The following is a 17,723-nucleotide window of genomic DNA, read 5'->3' on the forward strand; positions in this document are numbered from 1 at the left end:
TTGGGCCGATTCAACGGGCACAATGCGGGAAAATCACCAGGTCGATCCGTGACAAGGTTCGTCACGTTCGCGACCGCAAGCAGCGAGTCTCCATGCAACGGATTCTGGTACTCAACGGCCCCAATCTGAATCGACTCGGGACGCGCGAGCCCGGGCGCTACGGCCGCCTCACGCTCGGGGACATCACCCGCCGACTAGAGGCCGCGGCCGAGACCGCCGGGGTGACACTGGAACACTTCCAGAGCAACCACGAAGGCGAGGCCATCGACCGCATCCACCGTGCGGGGGATGAGGGTGTCGACGGCATCCTGCTCAACCCCGGCGCCTGGACGCACACCAGCATCGCCCTGCGCGACGCCCTGCTGGCGGTCGACCTGCCCTTCATCGAGATCCACATCTCCAATATCCACGCCCGCGAGGCCTTCCGGCAGCACTCGTACTTCTCGGACATCGCGCTGGGGAGCCTCGTCGGCCTGGGCGCGCTCGGTTACGAACTCGGCCTGCGCGCGCTCGTCGAACATCTGGACGCCAGCGCGTCCGACTGACAGAACAAACGCAAACTGCAAGAGAACCGCCATGGACATCCGCAAGGTAAAGAAGCTGATTGAACTGCTCGAGGAATCGGGCGTCGCCGAGATCGAGATCCGCGAAGGCGAGGAGTCCGTCCGCATCTCCCGGGCCTCCCAGCAGCCGCCCATGATGCAGGCTCCCGCGCCCCAGCCGGCCGCACCGGCACCGGCGGCCCCGACCGCCGCCGAGCCGAGTGCCGCCGAATCGGCCGAGCCTGCCGGGCAGACGATCAACTCGCCCATGGTGGGCACCTTCTATCGTGCCTCGTCGCCCGAGGCCAGCCCGTTTGTCGAGGTGGGCACCACGGTCAAGAAGGGCGACACCCTGTGCATCATCGAGGCGATGAAGATGTTCAACCAGATCGAGGCCGAGGTCGACGGCACCATCAAGTCCGTTCTGGTGGAAAACGGCCAGCCGGTGGAATACGACCAGCCGCTGTTCGTGATCGAGTGATCCCGCTCGACACGCCATCGGCCCACCCCGTATTTCCAGGAGTCATTCGAAGATGCTGAACAAGGTTCTGATCGCCAACCGGGGCGAGATCGCCCTGCGGATCCTGCGTGCCTGCCGTGAACTCGACATCGGCACCGTGGCGGTGCATTCCACCGCGGACCGTGACCTCAAGCACGTCCGCTTGGCCGACGAGTCGGTCTGCATCGGCGGACCGCGATCCAACGAGTCCTATCTCAACATCCCGGCGCTGATCGCCGCCGCCGAGCTCACCGACGCCTCGGCCATCCACCCCGGCTACGGTTTCCTCTCCGAGAACGCCGATTTCGCCGAACGGGTCGAGGAATCCGGTTTCATCTTCGTCGGCCCGACCGCCGAGTCCATCCGCATGATGGGCGACAAGGTCACGGCCAAGGAGACCATGCGGGCCGCCAACGTACCTTGCGTGCCCGGATCGGAGGGCGCGCTGGACGACGATCCGGACGAGAACCAGCGTCTCGCGCGCGAGATCGGCTACCCGGTGATCATCAAGGCCGCCGGCGGCGGCGGTGGACGGGGCATGCGCGTGGTCCATACCGAGGCCCATCTCCATCACGCCATCGAGATGACCAAGAGCGAGGCGGGGGCGGCCTTCGGCAACCCGGAAGTCTACATGGAGAAGTTCCTGGAGCACCCGCGCCACATCGAGGTCCAGATACTCTCCGACGGCCAGGGCAATGCCATTCACCTGGGCGAGCGCGACTGTTCGATGCAGCGCCGCCACCAGAAGGTGATCGAGGAGGCCCCTGCCCCGGGCATCACCGCCGAGCAGCGCGCCGAGATCGGTGCCGTCTGCGTCGACGCCTGCAAACGGATGAACTACCGTGGCGCCGGCACCTTCGAGTTCCTCTACGAGAAGGGCAGCTTCTACTTCATCGAGATGAACACGCGCCTGCAGGTCGAACACCCGGTGACCGAGATGATCACCGGGATCGACCTGGTCAAGGAGCAACTGGCCATTGCCGCCGGCATCCCGCTGTCGCTCACCCAGGAGGACATCGAGTTCCGCGGGCATGCCGTCGAGTGCCGCATCAACGCCGAGGACCCGGCCACGTTCGTGCCCAGCCCCGGCAGGATCTCCAGCGTGCACTTCCCGGGCGGGCTGGGCGTGCGCGTCGACTCGCACATCTACAACGGCTATTCCGTTCCGCCGTACTACGACTCGATGATCGGCAAGCTGATCACGCACGCGGGGGACCGCGAGGCGGCGATCCGCCGCATGCACGGCGCGCTTCACGAGATGGCTATCGACGGCATCAAGACCAACATTCCTCTCCACCGAGAGCTGATGGCTGACGCAAACTTCATTGCCGGCGGCATGGACATCCACTTCCTGCACAAGCGGCTTGGAATCACCTCCTGATGGCCAACGAGTGGCAGCAGCTCTGGCTGGACGTGCCGCGCGACGACGTCGAGGCGGTCGAGGACGCACTGCTGGCCGCCGGGGCCCTGTCGGTGACACTCGAGGAACTCGGCGACGAACCGGTTCTCGAGCCGCAGCCGGGCGAATCGCCCCTCTGGGCCGAAGTGCGCGTGGTGGGGTTGTTCGAGGGTAGTGTCTCGCCGGCGACCATCGTCGGGGTGCTGCATGGCGAGCTCCGACCTGCCCTCCTGGAGGGACTGGGTCACCGGGTATTCGACGAGGACGACTGGGTCCGCCGTACGCAAGCGGACTTCGCCGCCATGCCCATCGGCGAACGGCTGGTCATCGAGCCAGCCTGGGAGGACTCCTCCACCGAGACCGATCGCCTGCCGATCCGGCTCGATCCGGGACTGGCGTTTGGCACGGGCAAGCACGAGACCACACGGCTGTGCCTGGAATGGCTCGAGTCGCAGGACATCGCCGGCCAGCACTGGCTGGACGCCGGCTGCGGCTCGGGCATCCTCGCCATCGCTGCGCTCAGGCTGGGAGCGGCGCGGGTCGACGGTACCGACATCGATCCGCAGGCGCTCACCGCCAGTCGCGGCAATGCCGAACTCAATGACATCGAAGCCGAACGCTTCGCGCTGTACCTGGCCGACGACTATCCGTCGGACCGGCAAGTCGACGGGATACTGGCCAACATCCTAGCGCCTACCCTGATCCAACTGGCGCCGGTGCTGAGTGCTCACCTAAAGGCCGGCGGTCGGTTCGCGCTGTCCGGTATCCTGACCCACCAGGCCGACGCAGTGGCCGCGGCCTGGACGGCCGCCGGCAACGAGGTGACCACCTTCCGGGAACTGGGGGACTGGGCGCTCGTGGCCGGACGCCGGCCCTGATCACGGTCGCGGCTAACGTCCGGGCGTTGAATCGCCACCCTCTTCCCGCGCCAACTCGTTTTGCCGAGCTTCCCGCTCCTGGTCCAGGAGTGCCTCGATTCGATCCAGCCGGTGGAGGATCTGCGTGTCAATGCGCTCCTCGTCCTCGGTGCTCGCCTCCATCCTCAACCCCACGAGGAACGCCGCGATTGAGGCACTGATCAGGCTCAACCAGATCACCGCCATCGCCACGAAGATAAGCCCCATCAGCCGCCCCGATTCCGTCTGTGGCACCAGGTCGCCGTAACCAACCGTGGAAAGGGTCACCAGCGTCCACCACATCCCGTCGCCGAAACCGTCGAAGGTCTCCGGATCGAGCATGGGCATGATCGAACCGCCCAGCGCCAGCAGAAAGGCCGTCATCAGGATAATGGCGAAGAAGACGTGCTGCCCAAGTTCACGGAAGTAGCGCCGACCGACACGCAGGGCGGTGATGACCACCAGCAGCCCCCGCAGCAGACGGGCACCGAGCAGAAAATTCACCCCCGGAATGAAAAGCAGGGGCAGCCCGAAGGCCACCACGGCCACCAGGAGCCAGTTGGTCCTCAGGTAGAAGGCGCGATCCTTGACCAGCGCCAGCAGCACCAGCTGCTCGACGAGAAAGAACCCCCACAGGATCACGTCGATGCCGAAGCCCTCGGACACCGAGAGGTGTCCGGTGTGAACCAGGTACCACTCGACCGGTATCCACATTGCGATGAACAGCAGGGGAAGTTCCAGCCGGAATGCCCAACGCTTCGCCACCCGACTCTCGTGGTCCGCCACCCCGGCGATGCCAAGAAGACGCGTGAGGGTCACGCCCCAATGAATCAGGAGGCGCGCGGCATCGTGCTCCGGTCGCGTCATCGGATCACCCGCCGAACCGCTGCCCACCGGCCATGCGGGTCATCCACCGGCGCAAGGGGGGTAACCCGGCGACGGCCTGGGTAGCTGCGGTCCGCGCGGTGACGATAAGGGGATCGCGACGACGATACCCCCAGTCGAACCCGTCCATCAGCGACTGGACGAGGTGGTTGTCCGCCCGGCGCATGCGCTCGTAGCGTTTCGCCAGGCGGACATCGCCCGGTTCCCGCCCCCGGGCCGTCTCCTCGGCAATCACCGCATCGAGCGCCTCGACATCGGCAAAGCCGAGATTGGCGCCCTGCCCGGCCAGGGGATGGATCGAATGGGCAGCATCGCCGACCAGGAGGACCCGCTCGGCCCAGTAGCGGTGGGCGTGCAGGCGGCGAATGGGAAACCACCCCTGGGCGGCGACCGACTCGATCTCGCCCAGTTCCGCCGGGAAGTGCCGCATCGCCTCGTGGCGCAGGGCCTCCGGGTCGAGGCCATGGCGGGCGCGCACGCGCTCGGGCCGGTCGTACCAGACCAGTGAACCGCGCGGGCCGGCCAGCGGCAGGAACGCCTGCGGACCGTCGGGCGTGAAACGCTGCCAGGTGATGTCCTGTTGGGGATAGGCGGTGTCCACCGACAGAATCTGCGCGGCCACCGCGTAGTCCCGGCTGCTCGCGCCGATCGATGCCGCCTCGCGCACCCAGGACCGCTGACCGTCGGCACCGATGACCAGCTCCGCGGCCACCTCGCGCCCGTCCTCCAGGGTCAGGCGCGCCTCGCGGGCCTCGACGGCCAGGCGCTTCGGCACGCTGCCGGTCAGCAGCTGCACGTTGTCGCACTCGGCAAGCTGCTCCCAGAGCGCGTACTGCACACGACGGTTCTCGACGATGTAGCCGAGATACGGCCGCCCGATCTCGGCGGCATCGAAGGTGAGATCGCCGGGCGCGACGGCATCGAAGACGCGCATGCGCCGGTACAGGGCGGACCGTTCCGCACGGATGGCTTCCCAGGCGCCCAGCCGGTCCAGCAGGGCGATGCTCGCCGGGGCCAACGCCGAGACGCGCAGGTCGAAGGCGTCGGCACCGCCTAGCGGCCGGGGACGCTCCCGCTCGATCAGCACCACGTCGCGGTTCTGCCGGGCCAGAGCCAGGGCGGCGGCGGCGCCGACCATGCCTCCGCCGACCACCGCGATCTCGCCGCGGATGGTCCGCTGGCTCGGCGCCGTGTCGGCCCTGCCCGTATCGACGCCAACCATCAGGCTATCCCCCGCGTCGCGCGCACGAGACGATTCTTCATCGGCAGCAGCCCGTCGAACATCGACAGTGTCGCCCCGCGCACATGGCCCAGGCCCGGCAGGTCGAGGGAGAAGCCGCGCACGAGACTGTCAGTCAGGCCGATGGTACGGCGATAGTCGGCCATGCGAAGCCCACGATATCGGGCCAGTCGCTGAGGATCCCCAGGATCCACGGCCTCGTCGGGGTCAGGGCGCAGCACTCGGGTCAGGTCGCGGATGTCCCGCAGGCAGAGGTTGAAGCCCTGCCCGGCGACCGGGTGCAGGGCATGCGCGGCGTTGCCCATCACTACCAGCCGGTCGGCCACCGCCTGCTCGGCGGTGACCAGCGCCAGCGGGTACTGGGCCCGCGTGCTCGGTGCCGAGAACCCGCCCAGTCGGTGACCGAAGGTCTCGTCCACCGCCCGGGCGAAGGCAACGTCGTCCAGCGTGGCGATCCGGCGGGCCTCGCCGCGTCGGGCCACCCAGACCAGCGAGACGCGACCGTCCGCCGCCGGCAGCACCGCGAGCGGCCCGCCCGTGGTGAAGCACTCGAAGGCCACGCCCCCATGCGGGCGGGCCGGCATGGCCGTGGCCACGGTGGCCACCTGGTCGTACTCGCGCCGCCGCACGCTCATGCCGGCCTGCTCGCGCACCGGCGACTCGGCGCCGTCGGCGGCCACCATCAGCCGTGCCCGGATCGTCTCGAGCCGCTCATGTCCGTCCGCGATCCGGACGTCGATGCCCGACTCGTCGCTCTCGTGGGAGACATACCGGGCCGGGCGGCGATAGTGGATGACTCCCTGCCCGGTCACAGGCACATCGAGCAAGGCCTCGATCCGCTCCCCCAGTTCGCGGTTGGGCATCACGTATCCCAGCGCTTCGATCCCGGCCGAACGGGCCGTGATGCGCGTCAGCCCGAAGTGGCCACGGTCGAACACCCGCACCTCGCGAATCGCGCCGGCCGACTCGCGCAGCGAGCGGTCGACCAGCCCGAGCGTGTCCATGTACTGCCAGCCGGCATCAGCCACCGCGGTCAGCCGCTGGTCGAAACTGGTCGACCGCTCGGGTGCCCGCTGCTCGATGACCGTGACGTCCCAGCCGTCCCGGGACAGCGCCTGTGCCAGCACGCCGCCGACCATCCCCCCGCCGACGATGACCACGTCGGTCGCCGTCGACCGTTCATCCGGATGGAGGGAGCGGGGTTCCTGGTTCATGGGGTCACTCCAGTGGCTCGTTCACGGGATCGAAACGGCCGCTCATCAGCGCCTCGATCTCGTCGATCGTCTTGGGAACCTGGCGGGTCAGCACCTCGTGGCCCTCCTCGGTCACCAGTACGTCGTCCTCGATGCGGATCCCGATGCCGCGATAGGCCTCCGGCACGTCGGCGTCAGGGTCGACGTAGATCCCCGGTTCGACGGTCATCACCATGCCGGGTTCAAGCGGCCGCCAGTCGCCGTCGATCCGGTACCGGCCGACGTCGTGAACGTCCGAGCCCAGCCAGTGCCCGGTCCGGTGCATGAAGAACGGGCGGTAGCGGCCCTCGTCGATCGCCTCTTCCACCGGTCCCTCGATCAGGCCGAGTTCCACCAGCCCTCGGGTGATGACCGCCACGGCCTCCTCATGGGGCGCATTGAAGGACACGTCGGGCGCGATGGCCTCGATGGCGGCAATCTGGGCATCGAGCACGAGCTGGTAGAGCTCGCGCTGCGGAACGGAAAAGCGGCCATCGACCGGCCAGGTGCGGGTGATGTCTCCGGCGTAGTAGTCGACCTCCGCCCCGGCATCGACCAGCACCAGGTCACCGTCCTTGAGCTCGGCGGCGTTGGCCCGGTAATGCAGCACGCAGGCGTTCGATCCGCCGGCGACGATGGGGGCGAACGAGGGCTCGCCGTGCGCGCTGGCGAAGACCTTCTGCATGATCGCGGCGATCTCGTATTCCCAGATACCATCGTGCACGCCCCTCGCGGCGGCGATGTGCGCCTCGGCGGAGACAACCGCCGCACGCCGCAGACGATCGATCTCGTGGGCGGACTTGATCAGGCGCAGCTCGTGCAGCGGGCCGGCCAGGTCCTTGAGCGTCTGTGGCGGCAGGATGCCCGCCCGGGCCCCGCGGCGCAGATCGTCGAACCATCCCAGGGCGCGGGCTACCAGTTCGTGGTCGTCGAACGGCAGGTAGAGCTTGTTGTATCCGCGCAGCAGGTCGGGCAGACGCTCCTCGATCTCGTCGATGGCGAATGCCTGGTCGACGCCGAGGACCGCCGGGGCGCGCTCGGTCCCGAGTTGAGGCCCTTCCCAGCGCTCGCGCTCCGGATCGCGTGGGCTGACGAAGCACACCACCTCGCCTTCCGCGCGCTTCGGGCACAGCACCAGCAAGGCATCCGGCTCCGCCAGCCCGGTGAGGTAGTGAAAATCACTGGACTGGCGGAACGGCCAGGGGTTGTCGTGGTTGCGCCACTGCTCGGTGGCGGCCGGGATGATGGCGACACCGCGCTTGCCGATCGCCTTGATCAGCCGCTTGCGGCGTCGCTGGTACTCGCGTCGCTCGGCGGGCGCGGGACCGATCGCCTGCATGCCTGGTATTCCTCTATGCTGCGGGGAAAGTGGTGGGCCGCGTCACTGCAGCCGCCGGGATCCGGCGGACTCGGGTACCGGCGGGTGCAACTGCAGGTACATCACGAGCAGGGCCGAGCTGAGGTATTCCTCGATCTGGTGCAGATCGAAGGCGTCATCCTCGGTCTTGACCGAATCGGTATCCAGCTGCGCGATGTCGCCCAGATCGTCGAACACCTCGCGTGCCTCGTCCGAGAGGGCGCGCCGGGCCGGCCCGTTCTCGATCGCGTAGCCGTAGAGCACGCCCTGCGCGAAGTCGACCAGCCCCTCGACCTGTTCCTTGAGGGTGGCATCCTCCGAGGGCAGCACCAGATCCAGCCCGAGGTTGTCCGCGCCGGTCACCTGCTCGACGAAATGCCGATACAGTGCGGCGAGATCGTCCGGAATCGCCGGTGTGTTCTCGTCTTCCTCGATCAGCTCGCCGATCCAGCGCGACTGGTCTGCCGGACCGCCTCCGATCCACATGCCGACCAGCACCCCTTGGGCCTCGCTGGGATTGGCCAGCGCACCGATCGAGTCGAGGGCCTGCTGGATTCGTTCGTATTCGGTCATTCAGTATCCCGTTGGCTTGTCGATGTCGCCGGACCGTCACACTGCCTCCCCGGATATCCCGACAGGCAGACGCAACCACGGCGGCCTTCGTCCATTGTCTCCGCTCGACAGTCTAAATGATAGACTTTGCTGGGAAACGCGGAGAACCACGAATCATGGCCGAACAGCTTGCCGACAAGATGGAGCGATTGCTGGCCGCATGCCAGCGAGTCAACGACGAGCGCACGGACCTGCGCCGGCAGGCCGATGCCCTGACCGAGGAGAACCGTCAGCTCCGGGACGTGATCGAGCAGAGTCATGCCCGCCTCCAGGAACTTGCCGGACAGTTGCGGCGTCTGGAAGAGCAGGCCGTCGACACCGAACGCGAGGAATGACGCAATGACCCAGCCGAACCGGCCCGTCACCGTACGGGTCATGGAAAAGGACTACCGCATCGTCTGTCCGCCCGAGGAGCAGGGCATGCTGCTGCGCACGGCCGAGTACCTCAACGACGAGATGGCCGAGATCCGAAAAACCAGCAAGGTGCTGAGCACCGAACGCATCGCCGTGCTCGCGGCGCTGAACATCACCCGCCAGCTGCTCGAGGGGCGTGAACTCTCGCTGCCCGAGGGTATGGCCGACGAGGAACTCGAAGCACGGATCGACACCCTGCTCGAGGCGCTGGAGCGAGACTGAAAGCCGCTCGCATGCCGGGAGACACAATCTCCCGTCACCGTCGGAAAACCCGGAAGCCACTCAGCAGCCCCCAGCGGCACCTCGGATTCGTGCTTCCAGACCCCTTGCAAGCCGGGCGCTCCGGACCTACGATGAACATAGTCTTCTGGGACGTTCGCCAGGTAGCGCTCAATCCCTTGAGCCTTAAATTGCGACCCAGGGGGCGACAAGCGGTTCTGTGCGCATGTCCGCGACAGCGGAAAGCCTGATGAGCCGGGCGGAGCCCCCGACTTGAACCTTCCGGTTCAAGGTCGTAGCGCTGCCAGCGGCGTTCTGGAAGGCCCCTCATTTCAGGAAGGTCTGAATGAATCCGACACCGCTCTGCGCGTCACGATTCGGGCAGATGCGAGGCATTCGTCCGCTGTGGAAGATTCATTCAGACCTTCCTTAATCGAATCATGAAACATCCCGACAAGACCGCCCTGAGAAAAACCCTGCGCGCACGCCGCCGGGCTCTGGGCGGCTTTCATCGACACATGGCCCTGCTCCGCATCGAGACCCGGCTCGAGCGCCTCACGCGCAGCCTCGGCCTGCATGCGGTGGCGGCGTATTGTGCCTTCGACGGCGAGCCACAGCTCGACGGCTGGCTCCGGCGACATCGCGGCCAGGTCTGGCTGCCCCGGGTCCTCCCCGACCACCGACTGGCCTTCCATCACGCCAACCCCGTCACGGCCTGCTCGCACCGACGCATGCCGAAGACACGCACCAACGAGTTCGGCATCATCGAGTCCGACGATCCCCGCCGACGTGGGCTCAACAGCCTCGATGCCCTGCTCATCCCGCTGGTGGGCTTCGACACCCGCGGCAATCGTCTTGGGATGGGCGCCGGGTTCTACGATCGCGCGCTCGCGCAACGCCGCGGCCGCCGACCGCTCGCCATCGGCGTGGCCTTCGGCTGCCAGGAGGTCCCGTCCCTGCCGGTCGATCCCTGGGATCAGCCGCTGGACTACATCGTCACAGATCGAGCGCTCGTCACCGTCCGGCGGACACCGACCGACACCCCGACACCGAACTGAACTCAGGAGACCGTCATGGCCTACTGGCTGATGAAATCCGAACCCGATGCCTTCTCCATCGACGACCTCGAACGCGTCGGCACCGAACCCTGGGATGGCATCCGCAACTACCAGGCACGCAACATGATCCGGGACGAGATGAAGCCCGGCGACCGGGCCTTCTTCTACCACTCCAACACCAAGGTCCCCGGCATCGTCGGCATCATGGAGATCGTCAGCGAACCCAAGCCCGATCCCACCGCGTTCGACCCGGACGAGAAGTACCACGACCCGAAGTCCGACCCCGACAAGCCGCGCTGGTACCTGGTCGACGTGAAGTACATCCGGCACACGAAGCGCGTCATCCCGCTGACCGAACTCAAGGCCGACCCGGCCCTCGAGGAGATGCCGCTGGTCCGCCGCGGGAACCGCCTGTCGGTGATGCCCGTGACAGAAGAGCAGTTCGAGCACATCGTCTCGCTGGAAGACCGGATCGAGACCGAGTGAACCACTGATCCGCTGCACTGAGATGCGACCGGGTCAGCGACTCGTACCGCCTTCGCCGGAAGCCACACACACAAAAAACCGCGCCAATGGCGCGGTTCTTCGATGATCCGGCAAGTCCGCCCTAGGCGAGAAAGAGCGGATAGACGGGGTTGTCGCTCTCGGGCCAGTAGGGGTACCGCAGGCGATCGAGGTAAGCGGTCAGGTCGCCGACCTCCGCCTCGGGCACCTGGATCCCGACCAGCACGCGCCCGTAGTCGGCCCCGTGGTTGCGGTAGTGGAACAGGCTGATGTTCCAGCGTGCTCCCAAATGGGAGAGGAACCTCAGCAACGCGCCGGGCCGCTCGGGGAACTCGAAGCGGAACAACTGCTCGTCACGGATGTGCCCCGCATGCCCGCCGACCATGTGGCGGCCGTGGAGCTTGGCCATCTCGTTGTCCGTCAGGTCGACGACGGGATAGTCCGCACCCTGCAGTTGCGCCAGCACCCGCTCGCGGTCGCCCTGCTCCGCGATCTTCAGGCCGACGAAGATGTGGGCGCGATCGGGATCGGCGAAGCGGTAGTTGAACTCCGTGATCTGGCGCCGCCCGAGCAGTTCGCAGAAGGCGAGAAAGGCCCCGGGACGCTCCGGGATGGTGACCGCGTAGAGCGCCTCGCGCTGCTCGCCGATCTCGGCGCGTTCGGCCACGAAGCGCAGACGGTCGAAGTTCATGTTCGCCCCGGAAGCGATCGCCACCAGCGTTTCCCCGGACAGCCCCCGCTCCCGCGCATAGCGCTTGAGCCCCGCGGTGGCGAGCGCACCGGCAGCCTCGTTGATGCTGCGGGTGTCGTCGAAAATGTCCTTGATCGCCGCGGCCATCGCGTCGGTGTCCACCGTGATCACCTCGTCGACGGCCTCGCGGGCGACGGCAAAGGGATACTCTCCGATCTGGCGCACGGCCACGCCGTCGGCGAACAGACCCACCTGGTCGAGCACAACCCGCTCGCCCGCTTTCATCGCCGCGGCGAGGCAGGCGGCATCCTCGGGCTCCACCCCGATCACCCGGATCTCGGGACGCAGCGCCTTGACGTAGGCGGCCACGCCCGCGACCAGACCGCCTCCGCCGACGGGCACGAAGATCGCGTGGATGGGATCGGGGTGGTGACGCAGGATCTCCGCCCCCACGGTGCCCTGTCCGGCGATGATATCGGGATCGTCGTAGGGCGGGATGTAGGTCAGGCCCTCGGACTCGATCAGCGTTTTCGCGTGGGCGAAGGCATCGTCGAAGGCGTCCCCCACCAGAACGGCCTCCGCCCCGCGTCGACGCACGGCATCGACCTTGATTGCCGGGGTGGTCTCGGGCATGACGATCACGGCGCGCAGGCCGAGCGTCTGGGCCGCCAGTGCCACGCCCTGGGCATGGTTGCCCGCCGAGGCGGCGATCACCCCGCCACCGATGCGGCCCTCGCGCCAGAGCTTGTGGATCTTGTGGTAGGCACCACGCAGCTTGAAGGAGAACACCGGCTGCAGGTCCTCGCGCTTGAGCAACACCCGGTTGCCGATCCGCTCGGAAAGCCCGACGGCCTGTTCGAGCGGCGACTCGATGGCGACGTCGTAGACGCGGGCCTTGAGAATTTCCTCGAGATAGTCGCGCAGCAGGGGCGTCAAGTGTTCACCTCGTGATCGAATCGTGCCGGCGGCGGCATTGCCCGCCAAGCGGGCTTGGTGGTATACCATGAAAGGTTACCAGAAACTCCGGAGCCACTCGCGGGTCCTACCGCCGCTCCGATACCCCTCCTGATTACAGAGCGACGCACGAGAGATGAGCAACACGGAACAAGGCAAGCAGCTGGCCGCCCAGGCGGCTATCGAGTACGTCCCCGCGGGCAGCGTGGTCGGCGTGGGCACCGGTTCGACCGTCAACTACTTCATCGACGAACTGGCCAAGATCAAGAATCGCATCGAAGGCGCGGTCTCCAGCTCCGAGGCCTCCACCAAGCGCCTCAAGGAACACGGCATCGAGGTCTTCGACCTCAACAGCGTCGATTCCGTGCCGGTCTACATCGACGGCGCCGACGAGTCCAACGAGAACCTGCAACTGATCAAGGGGGGTGGCGGCGCACTGACCCGCGAGAAGATCATCGCCCAGCTGGCCGACAAGTTCGTCTGCATCGCCGACGAGACCAAGCTGGTCGACGTACTGGGCACCTTCCCCCTGCCGGTCGAGGTCATCCCGATGGCCCGAAGCATGATCGCCCGCGAGCTGGTCAAGCGCGGCGGCCAGCCGGTCTACCGCGACGGCTTCGTCACCGACAACGGCAACCAGATCCTCGACGTGCACAACCTCTCGATCATGGAGCCGGCGAAACTCGAGGCCGAACTCAACAACCTGCCCGGCGTCGTCACCGTGGGCATCTTCGCCCTGCGCCCGGCGGACGTCCTGATCCTGGGCACGGCCGACGGGAACATCCGCAAGATCGACGGGTGATGTCAGGCGTGCGTCTCACAGCCATACTCCGCCACCCTCTGCTCGCCGCCATGCTCGTGCTGCCGGGCCTGCTCGTCATGTCGACCACGAGCCTGGCCTGCGGCGAACCCGAGGCAGGCGAGGCCGATCTCCCCGTGTTCGGCTACATCGAGGATATCGCTGTCCGCGCACTTGACCGGGAGATGCGGGCAAAGATCGACAGTGGGGCGACCACGACGTCGATCGACGCCCGCGATATCGAGGAGTTCGAGAAGGACGACGAAGAGTGGGTTCGCTTCACGGTGGCCGAACGCGAATCCGACGAGGCCGTCACTCTCGAGCGCCCGGTAAGCCGTACCGTCAAGATCAAGCGTCACGGCCGCGACTCGCAGAAACGCTATGTCGTGGAACTTGCCCTGTGTCTCGGGGACAAATGGGTCACCGAAGAGGTTTCGCTCACCAGTCGCGAGCAGTTCAGCTACGGGTTGCTCGTCGGGCGAAACCACATGGCCGATCACCTGCTGATCGACCCGTCCAAGAAGGATTTGCAAACCTCCCGGTGCGACTAGACTCTCCTCTGGGTCATTCACGAAAAGCATCCGGGATGGGGGCGGCCGAAGTCGGCCGACCGCGACCTCGCATCTCATCCCGCCGCGCGGGTTCGGCCACGCTATCGACCTTGAGCACCACCACCCGCGCCACTCTGGAGACACCAGGCAAGCCATGAGACGCCTCCACCTTTTTTTCGTCGTGTTGCTGCTCTCGGTCGTCGGTCTGTCCGTCGCCTGGTACAAGTACCACACGCTCGGCTTCCCGCTCACCCCCGACCGGGAGACCGAAACCTGGACCGTGGAGGCACAGATTCGCGTCGAGACAGGATCGGCGCCCGCCTCGGTCCGCTTCGCGCTGCCATCCGACCCCCCGCACTACACCCTGCTCGACGAGGGTTTCGTCTCGCGAGGCTGGGGCCTGACGACCCAGTCTCGCGGCAAGGAACGCGAAGCGGTCTGGACCAAGCGCAGCCCCGAGGGGGACCAGACCCTCTACTACCAGACAACCGTCTACCGGGACCAGGAGGAAATCCAGCCTTCTGCCTACCCGGGCCCGGCCGATCCGCCGGAACTCGAAGAGCCGTTGAAATCCGCCGCCGAGTCCTTCATCGAGCAAATTCGCGCGGGATCGGCCGACATCCAGACCTTCGCCACCCTGCTGGTCAAGGAGGTCAACGCCAGTCGACCGAACGAAAACATCGCGGCCTTCCTCAAGCCCGACGCTACCGAGACCGAGCGCACCCGCCTGGCCATCCGCCTGCTGGCGATCGCCCGTATCCCCGCGCGCATGAGCCACGGGGTGCTGCTGACCGACGAGGGGCGCAACCTCACGCCCACCACCTGGCTCGAAGTACACAATTCGCGTCGCTGGGTGCCGATCGACCCACGCTCCGGTTCCGTCGGCTACCCACGCAACTTCCTGACCTGGTGGCACGGCGATGCCCCGGCGCTCGAGACTACCGGGCTGCAGGGCGCCACCCTGACCTTCGCCACCACGCGCAGCCTGCGTGACGCGATCGAGACGGCACAGTTGCAGTCCTCGATCGCCGAGTCGAGACTGATGGACTTTTCGCTGCTCGAACTCCCGATCGACGCGCAGAACACCTACCGCGTGCTGCTTCTGGTGCCGCTCGGGGCCCTGATCATCGTGCTGCTGCGCAACGTGATCGGGATCCGCACCTTCGGCACCTTCATGCCGGTGCTGATCGCCCTGTCATTCCGCGAGACCCAACTGGCCGCCGGGGTGATCCTGTTCACCCTGATCGTCGCCATGGGGCTGCTGATCCGCTTCTACCTCGAACGACTCAAGCTTTTGCTGGTGCCCCGCTTGGCGGCGGTGGTGATCGTGGTGATCTTCCTGATGGCGGTGATCAGCATCGTTTCCCACCGCCTCGGACTGGACACCGGTCTCTCGGTGGGGCTTTTCCCGATGGTGATCCTGGCGATGACCATCGAGCGGGTCTCCATCGTCTGGGAGGAGCACGGTCCGGCCGATGCCCTGGTCCAGGCTGTCGGGTCCATGATCGTCGCGGCACTGGCCTATCTCGTGATGGTCAACGCCTACGTGGCGCACACCTTCTTCGTCTTCCCGGAACTCCTGCTGGTCGTGCTGGCACTGACCCTGCTGCTGGGCCGGTACACCGGTTACCGGCTCACCGAACTGTTCCGTTTCCGGGCGTTCAAGACACTGGCTCACGTCAACCGCCCGCCCCGGGACGGTGAGCGCTGATGGCCATCAACTGGCCGATCACTCCGCGTCGGCTGCGCGAACTCGGCGTAGTCGGCATGAATCAGCGCAACGGCACATTCATCGCCGAGATGAACCCCCGTCGCTACTATCCGCTGGTGGACGACAAGCTCCTGAGCAAGGAACTCGCCGAGGAGGCGGGGCTCAACGTGCCGGCGCTTTACGCGGTGATTCGAAGCCCGCACGAGATACGCGACCTGCCGAAGATCGTGGGCGACCACGAGGAGTTCGTCATCAAGCCGGCCAACGGCGCCGGCGGGGACGGCATCCTGGTGATCGACGGCCGGCAGTCGGATTCGCCACCGGTATTCCGCAAGGCCTCGGGCAAGCCGGCCGATCTCGACGAGATCAGCCTGCATCTGTCGAATATCCTCGCCGGGGCCTACAGCCTTGGCGGGCGACCCGACGTGGCCATGATCGAGTATCGCGTCCAGTTCTCTCCCCTGTTCGAGAAGATCAGCTTCCAGGGCGTGCCGGACATCCGCACCATCGTCTATCGCGGCTACCCCGTCATGGCGATGGTCCGCCTGCCCACCACCCAGTCAGACGGCAAGGCCAACCTGCATCAGGGGGCAATCGGGGCCGGCGTGGACATGGCGAAGGGCTCCACGCTCGACGGGGTGGCTCACAACCGGCACGTCACCCACCACCCCGACACCCATGAACCGGTCAGCGGCGTAGACATTCCCGGCTGGCAATACCTGCTGGAAATGGCCGCCCGGTGCGGCGACATCACGGGGCTGGGCTACCTGGGCGTGGACGTCGTCCTCGACCGCGACCTTGGCCCGCTGATCCTCGAACTCAACGCCCGGCCCGGCCTTTCCATCCAGGTTGCAAACGGCGAGGGTTTGCGTCACCGTATCGAGCGCATCGACAGGCACCTCGACTACCTCGACCGCACCGAAACAGCGGCCGAACGTGCCGACTGGTCACGCGAAAACCTCGCCCCCATGAACCTCTGAACAGACGACGGAAACCGCATGTCGCAGTTGTTCGCCGTGATCGGCAACCCCATCGAGCACTCGCGCTCGCCCCTGATCCACCAGCAGTTCGCCCGGCAGACGGGCATCGACCTGGTCTACGAGAAGCTCTGGGCACCGATCGACGGCTTCGAAGCGGTGGTGCGGGAATTCATGGAGCGCGGCGGCGCCGGAATGAACGTCACGGTCCCCTTCAAGCTCGAAGCCTTCGACCTGGCCGACGAACACAGCCCGCGGGCGAAGCGCGCACTCGCCGCCAACACACTGGTCTTTCCCCGTGAGCCCGGCGGCCCGATCCAGGCCGACAACACCGACGGCATCGGGCTGGTGAACGATCTGGCCTTCCACGGAGTCGACATCTCCGGGCGGCGCGTGCTCATCCTGGGTGCCGGCGGCGCGACGCGCGGCGTGCTCGAACCCTTGCTGGAACGTACTCCCGCCGAGCTGACCGTCGCCAACCGCAACCCGGAACGGGCCTACGGCCTGGTCGAGGAGTTTGCCGATGTCGCCGGAGACTGCCTGCTATCCGGATGCCCCCTGGCGGGAATCGAGGCCACCCCTTTCGATCTGATCATCAACGCCACCCCGGCCAGCCTGACCCGACAGCTCCCGCCGCTGCCCGAGGAGATCATCGGTGCGGACACCACCGCCTACGACATGGCCTACAGTGCCGAGCCCACCGTGTTCATGGCATGGGCCGCAGCCCGCGGCGCGTCGACCCACGACGGGCTCGGCATGCTGGTGGAACAGGCAGCCGAAAGCTTCAGCCTGTGGCACGGATGCCGGCCGGACACCGCGCCGGTCCGCCTGACCCTGCGCGAGGCCATCGCGCGTTCCGGACAGGATCAGGGCTGACGACTCACCCAGCGGCAGGCCCCGCTCCGGGGCTGGTACCGATTCCACCTGCTTCCCGGCGCCTCCCTTCCACGTCGATCTCTCCCAGCCGCTGATCGACCTCGTCCAGATGCCGCCCGAACCCCGCCAAGGCTGACTCCAGTCCGCGGCACTCGCGCTCGAGGTTCTCGAACTGGGCCTGAAACCAGCGCTCGCGGCGCAGCTGTGCGTTACGCAGTGAGCGGTAGGCACGCCAGAGGATCAACAGGCCGATCAGTGACAGCAGCAGGGCGGCTGTTGCCAGCCATAGGGGAGAAATCATGCCGAA

At 66.7% G+C, this 17,723-nt stretch carries 20 protein-coding genes and 1 other RNA gene; 14 read left to right on the forward strand and 7 right to left on the reverse strand.

The window, feature by feature from the left end; genetic code table 11:
* Window positions 1–92 precede the first annotated feature (92 nt).
* From aroQ to prmA, 4 genes are read left to right on the forward strand one after another with little or no spacing between them, the layout of a single operon-like run.
* Window positions 93–545: a type II 3-dehydroquinate dehydratase gene (aroQ, locus tag ACESL5_RS01755; RefSeq protein ID WP_372591059.1), complete on the forward strand. Its 453-nt coding sequence runs from the start codon at window positions 93–95 to the stop codon at window positions 543–545.
* Between the two features lie 31 nt (window positions 546–576).
* Window positions 577–1,023: an acetyl-CoA carboxylase biotin carboxyl carrier protein gene (accB, locus tag ACESL5_RS01760; protein WP_372591060.1), complete on the forward strand. Its 447-nt coding sequence runs from the start codon at window positions 577–579 to the stop codon at window positions 1,021–1,023.
* Between the two features lie 52 nt (window positions 1,024–1,075).
* The gene (accC, locus tag ACESL5_RS01765) at window positions 1,076–2,422 is read left to right on the forward strand and encodes an acetyl-CoA carboxylase biotin carboxylase subunit (protein ID WP_372591061.1); all 1,347 of its coding nucleotides are present in this window, start codon (window positions 1,076–1,078) and stop codon (window positions 2,420–2,422) included.
* Window positions 2,422–3,318 (forward strand): 50S ribosomal protein L11 methyltransferase, encoded by an 897-nt coding sequence (gene prmA / locus ACESL5_RS01770; protein ID WP_372591062.1) that lies wholly within the window; start codon window positions 2,422–2,424, stop codon window positions 3,316–3,318. Before accC ends, prmA begins: the two co-directional genes overlap by 1 nt.
* A gap of 12 nt (window positions 3,319–3,330) precedes the next feature.
* Here the strand turns inward: prmA and ACESL5_RS01775 are convergent, their stop codons facing one another.
* The 5 genes from ACESL5_RS01775 to ACESL5_RS01795 are packed head-to-tail and all read right to left on the reverse strand — an operon-like array spanning window position 3,331 to window position 8,623.
* On the reverse strand, window positions 3,331–4,203 hold the full coding sequence (locus tag ACESL5_RS01775; protein WP_372591063.1) for a potassium channel family protein: 873 nt from the start codon (window positions 4,201–4,203) through the stop codon (window positions 3,331–3,333).
* Window positions 4,204–4,207: 4 nt separating this feature from the next.
* Window positions 4,208–5,443, reverse strand: a complete 1,236-nt coding sequence (locus tag ACESL5_RS01780) for an FAD-dependent oxidoreductase (RefSeq protein WP_372591064.1) — start codon at window positions 5,441–5,443, stop codon at window positions 4,208–4,210.
* Entirely contained in the window at window positions 5,443–6,675 is a 1,233-nt protein-coding gene (locus tag ACESL5_RS01785) for an FAD-dependent monooxygenase (RefSeq protein ID WP_372591065.1), read from the reverse strand. Before ACESL5_RS01785 ends, ACESL5_RS01780 begins: the two co-directional genes overlap by 1 nt.
* A gap of 4 nt (window positions 6,676–6,679) precedes the next feature.
* Window positions 6,680–8,032 carry an aminopeptidase P N-terminal domain-containing protein gene (locus ACESL5_RS01790; protein ID WP_372591066.1) on the reverse strand — a complete coding sequence of 451 codons (1,353 nt, stop codon included), beginning with the start codon at window positions 8,030–8,032 and terminating at the stop codon, window positions 6,680–6,682.
* Between the two features lie 42 nt (window positions 8,033–8,074).
* Window positions 8,075–8,623, reverse strand: a complete 549-nt coding sequence (locus ACESL5_RS01795) for a UPF0149 family protein (protein ID WP_372591067.1) — start codon at window positions 8,621–8,623, stop codon at window positions 8,075–8,077.
* 155 nt (window positions 8,624–8,778) lie between these two features.
* On the opposite strand from ACESL5_RS01795, the gene ACESL5_RS01800 reads away from it, so the two are divergent.
* The 5 genes from ACESL5_RS01800 (at window position 8,779) to ACESL5_RS01820 (ending at window position 10,839) form a co-directional block, all read left to right on the forward strand.
* On the forward strand, window positions 8,779–8,997 hold the full coding sequence (locus tag ACESL5_RS01800) for a hypothetical protein (protein ID WP_372591068.1): 219 nt from the start codon (window positions 8,779–8,781) through the stop codon (window positions 8,995–8,997).
* A 4-nt stretch (window positions 8,998–9,001) separates the two neighbouring features.
* The gene (locus ACESL5_RS01805; RefSeq protein WP_372591069.1) at window positions 9,002–9,298 is read left to right on the forward strand and encodes a cell division protein ZapA; all 297 of its coding nucleotides are present in this window, start codon (window positions 9,002–9,004) and stop codon (window positions 9,296–9,298) included.
* Between the two features lie 139 nt (window positions 9,299–9,437).
* Window positions 9,438–9,621, forward strand: a non-coding RNA gene (gene ssrS, locus ACESL5_RS01810) — 6S RNA.
* A gap of 114 nt (window positions 9,622–9,735) precedes the next feature.
* Complete coding sequence (locus ACESL5_RS01815) at window positions 9,736–10,353, forward strand: 5-formyltetrahydrofolate cyclo-ligase (RefSeq protein WP_372591070.1); 618 nt, start codon at window positions 9,736–9,738, stop codon at window positions 10,351–10,353.
* 15 nt (window positions 10,354–10,368) lie between these two features.
* Window positions 10,369–10,839, forward strand: coding sequence for an EVE domain-containing protein (locus ACESL5_RS01820; RefSeq protein ID WP_372591071.1), 471 nt, complete (start codon window positions 10,369–10,371; stop codon window positions 10,837–10,839).
* Window positions 10,840–10,960: 121 nt separating this feature from the next.
* Here the strand turns inward: ACESL5_RS01820 and ilvA are convergent, their stop codons facing one another.
* Window positions 10,961–12,484 (reverse strand): threonine ammonia-lyase, biosynthetic, encoded by a 1,524-nt coding sequence (ilvA, locus tag ACESL5_RS01825; RefSeq protein WP_372591072.1) that lies wholly within the window; start codon window positions 12,482–12,484, stop codon window positions 10,961–10,963.
* 154 nt (window positions 12,485–12,638) lie between these two features.
* Between ilvA and rpiA the strand changes: the two genes are divergently transcribed.
* From rpiA to aroE, 5 genes are all read left to right on the forward strand, one after another.
* Window positions 12,639–13,304: a ribose-5-phosphate isomerase RpiA gene (gene rpiA / locus ACESL5_RS01830; protein WP_372591073.1), complete on the forward strand. Its 666-nt coding sequence runs from the start codon at window positions 12,639–12,641 to the stop codon at window positions 13,302–13,304.
* An 8-nt stretch (window positions 13,305–13,312) separates the two neighbouring features.
* Window positions 13,313–13,852 (forward strand): ATP-dependent zinc protease, encoded by a 540-nt coding sequence (locus ACESL5_RS01835; RefSeq protein WP_372591074.1) that lies wholly within the window; start codon window positions 13,313–13,315, stop codon window positions 13,850–13,852.
* 154 nt (window positions 13,853–14,006) lie between these two features.
* Window positions 14,007–15,563 (forward strand): inactive transglutaminase family protein, encoded by a 1,557-nt coding sequence (locus ACESL5_RS01840; protein ID WP_372591075.1) that lies wholly within the window; start codon window positions 14,007–14,009, stop codon window positions 15,561–15,563.
* Window positions 15,563–16,543, forward strand: coding sequence for an alpha-L-glutamate ligase-like protein (locus tag ACESL5_RS01845; protein WP_372591076.1), 981 nt, complete (start codon window positions 15,563–15,565; stop codon window positions 16,541–16,543). The genes ACESL5_RS01840 and ACESL5_RS01845 overlap by 1 nt, the downstream gene beginning before the upstream one ends.
* A gap of 18 nt (window positions 16,544–16,561) precedes the next feature.
* On the forward strand, window positions 16,562–17,416 hold the full coding sequence (aroE, locus tag ACESL5_RS01850; RefSeq protein ID WP_372591077.1) for a shikimate dehydrogenase: 855 nt from the start codon (window positions 16,562–16,564) through the stop codon (window positions 17,414–17,416).
* Between the two features lie 4 nt (window positions 17,417–17,420).
* On the opposite strand, the gene ACESL5_RS01855 is transcribed toward aroE, so the two are convergent.
* A complete protein-coding gene (locus ACESL5_RS01855; protein WP_372591078.1) occupies window positions 17,421–17,717 on the reverse strand; it encodes a hypothetical protein in 297 nt (98 codons plus the stop codon).
* Window positions 17,718–17,723: the final 6 nt, after the last annotated feature.

It is taken from the genome of Guyparkeria sp. (genome assembly GCF_041687595.1).
GTDB lineage: Bacteria > Pseudomonadota > Gammaproteobacteria > Halothiobacillales > Halothiobacillaceae > Guyparkeria.